Origin of the sequence: Phenylobacterium sp. (genome assembly GCF_044372605.1) — a bacterium.
In the GTDB taxonomy this organism is placed as follows: Bacteria; Pseudomonadota; Alphaproteobacteria; order Caulobacterales; family Caulobacteraceae; genus Phenylobacterium.
On record NZ_JBILRO010000205.1, the window covers coordinates 1 to 6,393 of the forward strand.

The following is a 6,393-nucleotide window of genomic DNA, read 5'->3' on the forward strand; positions in this document are numbered from 1 at the left end:
AGTTGTCAGCCACGGCGCTCACCGGCCGTTTCGGAGCCTCGAGCACCTCCAGTCTCAGGCGCGCCGCCTGGGCGAGAAGTGCGCCGCGCCAGCGCCGCGGCCGAAAGGCGCTGATGGGGGTAAGCGCCAGAATCTTGGAATCCAAAGGAATGATCGGGCCGTGCGCCGAAAGGTTATAAGCCGTCGACCCCATCGGCGTGGAGATCAACGCGCCGTCGCAGATCAGTTCCGGCAGGCGTACCTTCCCGTCGACCGAGATACGAAGTTTAGCCGCTTGCCGGGTTGTGCGCAGGAGACTGACCTCATTGAAGGCCAGCGCCTCGTGCGTGACGCCGTCCACATCCACGGCCTGCATCCTGAGGGGGTGAATCTCGGCCTGCTCGGCGGCGTTGATGCGGCCCAGCAGGTCATCGTCGGCGAACTCGTTCATGAGGAAGCCGACGGAACCCTTGTTCATGCCGTAGATGGGTTTGCCGGAGGCCATCAGTCCGTGGACTGTTTCGAGCATGAACCCGTCGCCACCCAGCGCCACGATCACCTGTGCGTCATCGACACCGGCGTCGCCGTAACGCCTGGCCAGCTTGTCGCGGGCTTCGATTGCTTCCGGGCGGCTGCTAGCCACAAAGGTGAGGCGGGTCACAAAGGGCTTGCTTTTCATCGACCGCCAGAAATGCCGATGAGCGCGCGCATGTCAAACGGCCGTTGGAGTCAGGCGGTGCGAAGGGCTCTCACGGCCTGGCCAAATGCAACGCGGGCGATCTCGGGCGACACCGGGGCAAAGGCCACGGCAGCCTTCCGGGCGCCCTCTGCTCCGCCGCCCGGCAAGCCATCGTTCAGGCGGCGCGCCATGGCGAGAATGTCCGGGAAGACGCTTCGGTCGATCCCGATGGCGACGCAGGCGAGCGCCAGCAACTCTGGGCGATCGGAGTCCAGCGCGGCCTTGACGTGGGCGGTTTCGAACCGTCCCAGGGCAGCCAGCGCCGCTGTGAACAGGCCGAGGCGGCCTTCGCGGAGAGCTCGAACCAGGTAGGCCGGGCGAAGCTGACCTGCAGCGAACAGCTTTTTGACCAGCCGCTCTTCCATGACTTGCTGCTCGCCTTCGCGGGCGGTGCGCGGCAGCGCATCCCGGGCTCCCGGGGGTGTTCCGGCGTGAGCCTCGGCGACAGAGGCGGCCATCGCCCGATCAAGCTGGTCCATGTCGAGACGGAACCTATGAGACAGGCTCTGACGAAGGGCTAGCCCCACCCAAAGGTATAGACGTTGAGCCAGGGCTTCCGACAGCTTCGGGTGCCTGGACAAGGGCGCGCGCATACCGGCGACTTCGTGCGCCGCTTCCACCAGGACCGCCATGTCTGCATCCGAGAGTTCAGCGGTGTCGTTGCCGGCCAGCGCAGTCAGGACGGCGGGTTCGGACTGTTCCAGGATCGCGGCGATCACGCTGCGCGTGATGAAAGGGCGCCGCGCCACCTCGATCTGGTGTTCGATGGTGGCCTCGACGAGCAGGCGCACCAGATCGGCATCGTCCAGAACCGGGCTGAAGGCGATGACCGGCCGGGCAATTTCGATGTCATCGAGCGCCAGTACGTTGATCAGGGCGTTTGGCGCCCAATCGGCGCAGGCCAGTTTCTGTGAGAGACGGCGGCGGATATCCCGCTCGGCCTCGACGACCAGGCTCATGAAGATGGAGCTGAGGAGGGCCTGGATCCCGTCGGCTTTCATCGCCTCGCTGGCGTAAGGCGCATCGCACAGGTCCGCGATCGCCAGCAGCAGGCGTTCACGGTCCGCCGGCTGACGGCTCTTGGCGAGATCGAGCAGACTTTCGCTGCTCATCGCGAGGTTCAACGCCGGATCCCTCCATTCTAAAGCGAACGCGGCTAAGGTTAAGGTGACGGCTGGCGATGAAGAGTTGCTTAAGACCACAAGTCAGGGAAGGAATCCGCGACCATGACAAATCCGCTCATTCTGGCGCTGGACCAGGGCACCACCAGCACCCGGGCGATCCTATTCGCCAGGGACGGAACCGCCATCTCCGAGGCCGGTCGGCCGCTGGAGCAGCGCTACCCCCATGACGGCTGGGTCGAGCACGACGCAGAAGAGATCTTCGCCGCGTCCACCGCCGTGCTGCGCGAGGCGGTCGAGCGATCAGGGCGAAGTCTGTCGGAGGTGGCCGCTATCGGCATCACCAACCAGCGCGAGACGGTTGTGGTTTGGGATCGCCGTTCAGGAAAGCCCATCCACAACGCCATCGTGTGGCAGGACCGCCGCACGGAACCGCTATGCGAGCGCCTGCGGGGCGAAGGGCGCGAGGGGCGCGTCACCGAGGTTACCGGTCTGTTGCTGGACCCTTATTTTTCCGGAACGAAGATCGCCTGGCTTCTGGATTCCGTGCCAGGTGCGCGGGCGGCGGCCGAGGCTGGCGATCTGCTGGCAGGCACCATGGATACCTGGGTGATCTGGAAACTGACCGGGGGCCGGGTCCACGCCACCGACGCCACCAACGCCTCCCGCACGCTGCTCTATGATCTCAGGGGCGGGGGCTGGTCGGCGGAGATGTCCGAGATGCTGAACGTGCCCCTTGCGCTGATGCCGCAGGTCCTGGATTGCGCCGGGGATTATGGCGCCACCGATCCGGCGATCCTGGGTGCCGCGATCCCGATCCGGGGCGTGGCCGGCGATCAGCAGTCGGCGCTGATGGGGCAGGGGTGCATTCGTCCTGGCGAGATGAAGGCCACCTACGGAACGGGGTGTTTCATGCTGCTCAACACAGGCGAGTCCGCGCCTGTATCAAAGGCTAGACTGCTGACGACGGTCGCCGCTCAGGTTGCGGGGCGGCGCACATATGCCCTGGAAGGTTCGATCTTCATCGCCGGCGCTGCAATCCAGTGGCTGGGTCAGGGATTGGGCATAGCCGGTGGGCCGCAGGCGGCGGAAGAGCTCGCCGCGAAAGCCAATGACGATCTGGGCGTGGTTCTGGTACCGGCCTTTACGGGGCTGGGCGCGCCCTGGTGGGATGCAGACGCCCGAGGGGCCATTTTCGGGCTGACTCGAGACGCCGGGCTCCCTGAAATTGCACGCGCCGCGTTCGACGCCTGCGCACTGCAGACGCGTGATCTGATCGAGGCGATGCGCTCCGACGCGCCGGACGCTCTGGCGGGCGTCCCTGAATTACGGATCGACGGCGGCATGTCGCGAAGCGCCTGGTTCAGCCAGAGGCTGGCAGACCTGACGGGTGTGACGGTTGGCCGCGCCACCTATCAAGAAATGACCGCGCTCGGCGCGGCGCTGTTTGCGGGCGTGGGGGCGGGTATCTATCGCGATGTGGCCGAGGCGGCGGCCTCACGACCCTCGACCGAGGCCTACCGGCCGAAGATGGCCGAGGCGCCACGTGCCAGGGCCTATGAGTTATGGCGTGATGCCGTGGCGCGGGTGCGGACCGCAGGCTGATCGCCGAACTGGCGTTCAATCCGTGAGGCGGACCCCATGCCTTGACCCGGCGGGCCGCTCGACGAGGCGTCCGACAATCCGCGTGTCCTGGAAACCCTCGGCCCGGGCCAGATCCAGCAGGGAAGCTGCGAACTGCGGCGCGGCGGCGATCAGCAGGCCGCCGCTGGTCTGCGGATCGGTAAAGAGGTCGCGGTGCCAGTCCGCCATGTCCGGCTCAAGGCGGGCCCGGGCGCCGTAGCTGTCCCAGTTGCGGCCAGAGGCCCCCGTACGGACGCCAGCGCGCAGCAGGTCCTCGACGCTCGGCAGGACAGAAGGGCCTCCGACGTTGAGTTCGGCCATCAGGCCGCTGCCCTCCGCCATCTCAAGGGCGTGACCCATGAGTCCAAAACCGGTGACGTCTGTGACGGCGTGGACCCCGGGTTGATCCGGCAACAGCCTGCCCAGGGTGTTGAGCTGGGTAGTTGTCCGGATCAGCGCGGCATAGCCATCGGCCTCCAGCCGATCCTTCATGAAGGCCGCGCTGAGAACGCCCACGCCCAGTGGCTTGGTCAGGATCAGCACGTCCCCGGCCTGACCTGTGCGGTTGGTCAGCACACGATCAGGGTGAACCAGCCCCAGCGCCACAAGTCCGTAGATCGGCTCGACGCTGTCTATGGAATGTCCGCCGGCCACCGGGATACCCGCTGCCGCACAGACCGACGCGCCCCCGGCCAGCACCGCGCCGATAGTGGCGGCGTCCAGCTTTCCGATCGGCATGCCGACAATCGCCAGCGCCATGATCGGGGTTCCACCCATGGCGTAAACGTCCGACAGCGCATTGGTCGCTGCGATCCGGCCGAAGTCGAAGGGATCATCGACCATGGGCATGAAGAAGTCTGTTGTCGCCACCAGGGCCTGGGTGTCGTTCAGCCGCCAGACAGCGGCGTCGTCGGAGGTTTCGGTTCCCACCATCAGGTTCGGGAAGGCCGCCGCCGCCGGCATTTTCGACATGATTTCGCGCAGCACGGCCGGGGCCAGCTTGCACCCGCAGCCGCCACCGTGGGCGAGGGACGTCAGGCGAACAGGTTCAGACATTGGCTCTCCGCAGGCTGGAAACCGGGCTATAGCATCGCAATGACCGCGCAGGTGACAGAGGATGTTTCGGCCGAAGCCCTGGGGCGCTTCGACATGGTGATCGACGTGCGCAGCCCCGGCGAATTTGCCCAGGATCATCTGCCGGGCGCGGTGAACCTGCCGGTGCTGACCGACGCCGAGCGAGCCGAGGTCGGTACGATGTATGTGCAGGATTCGCGGTTCAAGGCCCGCAGGCTGGGCGCGGCCTATGTGGCGCGCAATGTGGCCCGGCATCTCGAGGGCGCCGTCGCCGATCGGGACGGCGGCTTTGCGCCACTGATCTATTGCTGGCGGGGCGGGATGCGTTCCAACGCGATGGCCACGATCTTTGATCAGGTGGGATGGCGAACCACGGTGCTGTCGGGCGGGTACCGGACCTATCGGCGCTACGTCACCCGGCGTCTCTATGACGAGGGGCTGGCCCTACGGTTTGTCCTGCTGGACGGTCACACGGGTTCGGCCAAGACGGAGATGCTGGGCCAGCTGTCGGCGATGGGGCTGCAGACCGTGGACCTCGAAGGTCTGGCTCAGCATCGCGGATCGCTGTTCGGCGCGCTCGCAGGGCGGCCCCAACCCAGCCAGAAGCTGTTTGAGAGCCGCCTCCTGCAGGTGCTTGACGGCCTCGATCCGAACCGGCCGGTGGTGGCGGAGGCGGAATCCAGCAAGATCGGTGACCGGATGGTGCCGCCCGCGCTCTGGACGTGTCTGGCGCATGCGCCGCGCATGGAACTCGTCGCGTCCCGTCCGGAACGGGCGAAGTACCTGGTCGAAACCTACGCCGACATGATCGCCGACCCGGCGGCCCTGATGGTGGCGATTGACCGTATGCCTGTGGCGCCCAGCCTCGAGCGGCGGGCTGCATGGATGTCTCTGATCGCGGCGGGCGCGTTCGCCGACCTGGCCGAAGCGATCATGGCGCTGCATTACGACCCGGCCTACGACCGCTCGGCCCGGAAACAGGATCGCCCGCTCCTGGGCGTGGTGGATATTGTCCCGACGGAGCCACAAAGCGTGGCCCGCGCCACCGCGCGGATCGCTGAACTCGTGGCCGGACTTGACGATGGCGGCGTGCGGGGCGACGGTTAGGGCAACAGATTATTCAGGGAGACAGCCATGGCGGACGGTTCGGTTGCGGGCGTTTTGTCGCTGCAAGGCAAGGTGAGCGCGGAAGAATGGCAGGCGCGGGTCGATCTCGCCGCGCTCTACCGGCTGGTGGCCCTCTACGGCTGGGATGATCTGATCTACACCCACATCTCGGCCCGAATTCCCGGCCCGGAGCATCACTTCCTGATCAACCCCTATGGACTCCTGTTCGAGGAGATCACGGCGTCATCGCTGGTGAAGATCGATCTGGACGGCAAAATCCTCCAGGACACGCCTTACTTCATCAATCCGGCGGGCTTTACGATCCATTCAGCGATCCACGCGGCCCGCGACGACGCTCGCTTTGTGATGCATCTGCACTCCGACGATGGCGTGGCGGTGGCCGCCCAGAAGGAAGGCCTGTTGCCGCTGTCCCAGCACGCGCTGATCGTACTGCCGCGGCTGGCCTATCACGACTATGAAGGGATCGCGCTCAATCACGACGAGCGTGAGCGTCTGGTCGCTGACATTGGCGACAAGACCATGATGTTGCTGCGAAATCACGGAACGCTGGCGGTCGGAGACACAGCAGCCAACTGCTGGGTCAACATGTACTATCTGGAGCGGGCCTGCACGATGCAGATCCAGGCGATGTCGGCGGGTCGCGAGAACCTGCTCATGGCGCCGGATGCGTCGCAGGCCGAAGTCCGGAGCCAGACCGCCCGCGGCGTCGGTGGCGCGCTGGCGTGGCCG

6 protein-coding genes are annotated in these 6,393 nt (G+C 66.1%); 3 read left to right on the top strand and 3 right to left on the bottom strand.

Going from position 1 to position 6,393, the window contains the following annotated elements; genetic code table 11:
* Both ACIQ42_RS14455 and ACIQ42_RS14460 read right to left on the bottom strand, forming a co-directional pair.
* On the bottom strand, positions 1 to 658 hold a 658-nt coding region (locus ACIQ42_RS14455), incomplete at its 3' end, for an NAD kinase (RefSeq protein WP_397422963.1).
* A gap of 50 nt (positions 659 to 708) precedes the next feature.
* On the bottom strand, positions 709 to 1,830 hold the full coding sequence (locus tag ACIQ42_RS14460) for a DUF2336 domain-containing protein (protein WP_397422964.1): 1,122 nt from the start codon (positions 1,828 to 1,830) through the stop codon (positions 709 to 711).
* 114 nt (positions 1,831 to 1,944) lie between these two features.
* Here ACIQ42_RS14460 and glpK point away from each other — a divergent pair, with 114 nt between their 5' ends.
* Positions 1,945 to 3,444: a glycerol kinase GlpK gene (gene glpK / locus ACIQ42_RS14465; RefSeq protein WP_397422965.1), complete on the top strand. Its 1,500-nt coding sequence runs from the start codon at positions 1,945 to 1,947 to the stop codon at positions 3,442 to 3,444.
* Between the two features lie 15 nt (positions 3,445 to 3,459).
* Here the strand turns inward: glpK and selD are convergent, their stop codons facing one another.
* Positions 3,460 to 4,518 carry a selenide, water dikinase SelD gene (gene selD / locus ACIQ42_RS14470; protein WP_397422966.1) on the bottom strand — a complete coding sequence of 353 codons (1,059 nt, stop codon included), beginning with the start codon at positions 4,516 to 4,518 and terminating at the stop codon, positions 3,460 to 3,462.
* 39 nt (positions 4,519 to 4,557) lie between these two features.
* On the opposite strand from selD, the gene mnmH reads away from it, so the two are divergent.
* Both mnmH and ACIQ42_RS14480 read left to right on the top strand, forming a co-directional pair.
* Positions 4,558 to 5,643, top strand: coding sequence for a tRNA 2-selenouridine(34) synthase MnmH (gene mnmH, locus ACIQ42_RS14475; protein ID WP_397422967.1), 1,086 nt, complete (start codon positions 4,558 to 4,560; stop codon positions 5,641 to 5,643).
* Positions 5,644 to 5,670: 27 nt separating this feature from the next.
* Positions 5,671 to 6,393: class II aldolase/adducin family protein (locus tag ACIQ42_RS14480; RefSeq protein ID WP_397422968.1), on the top strand; the 723-nt coding region annotated here is incomplete at its 3' end.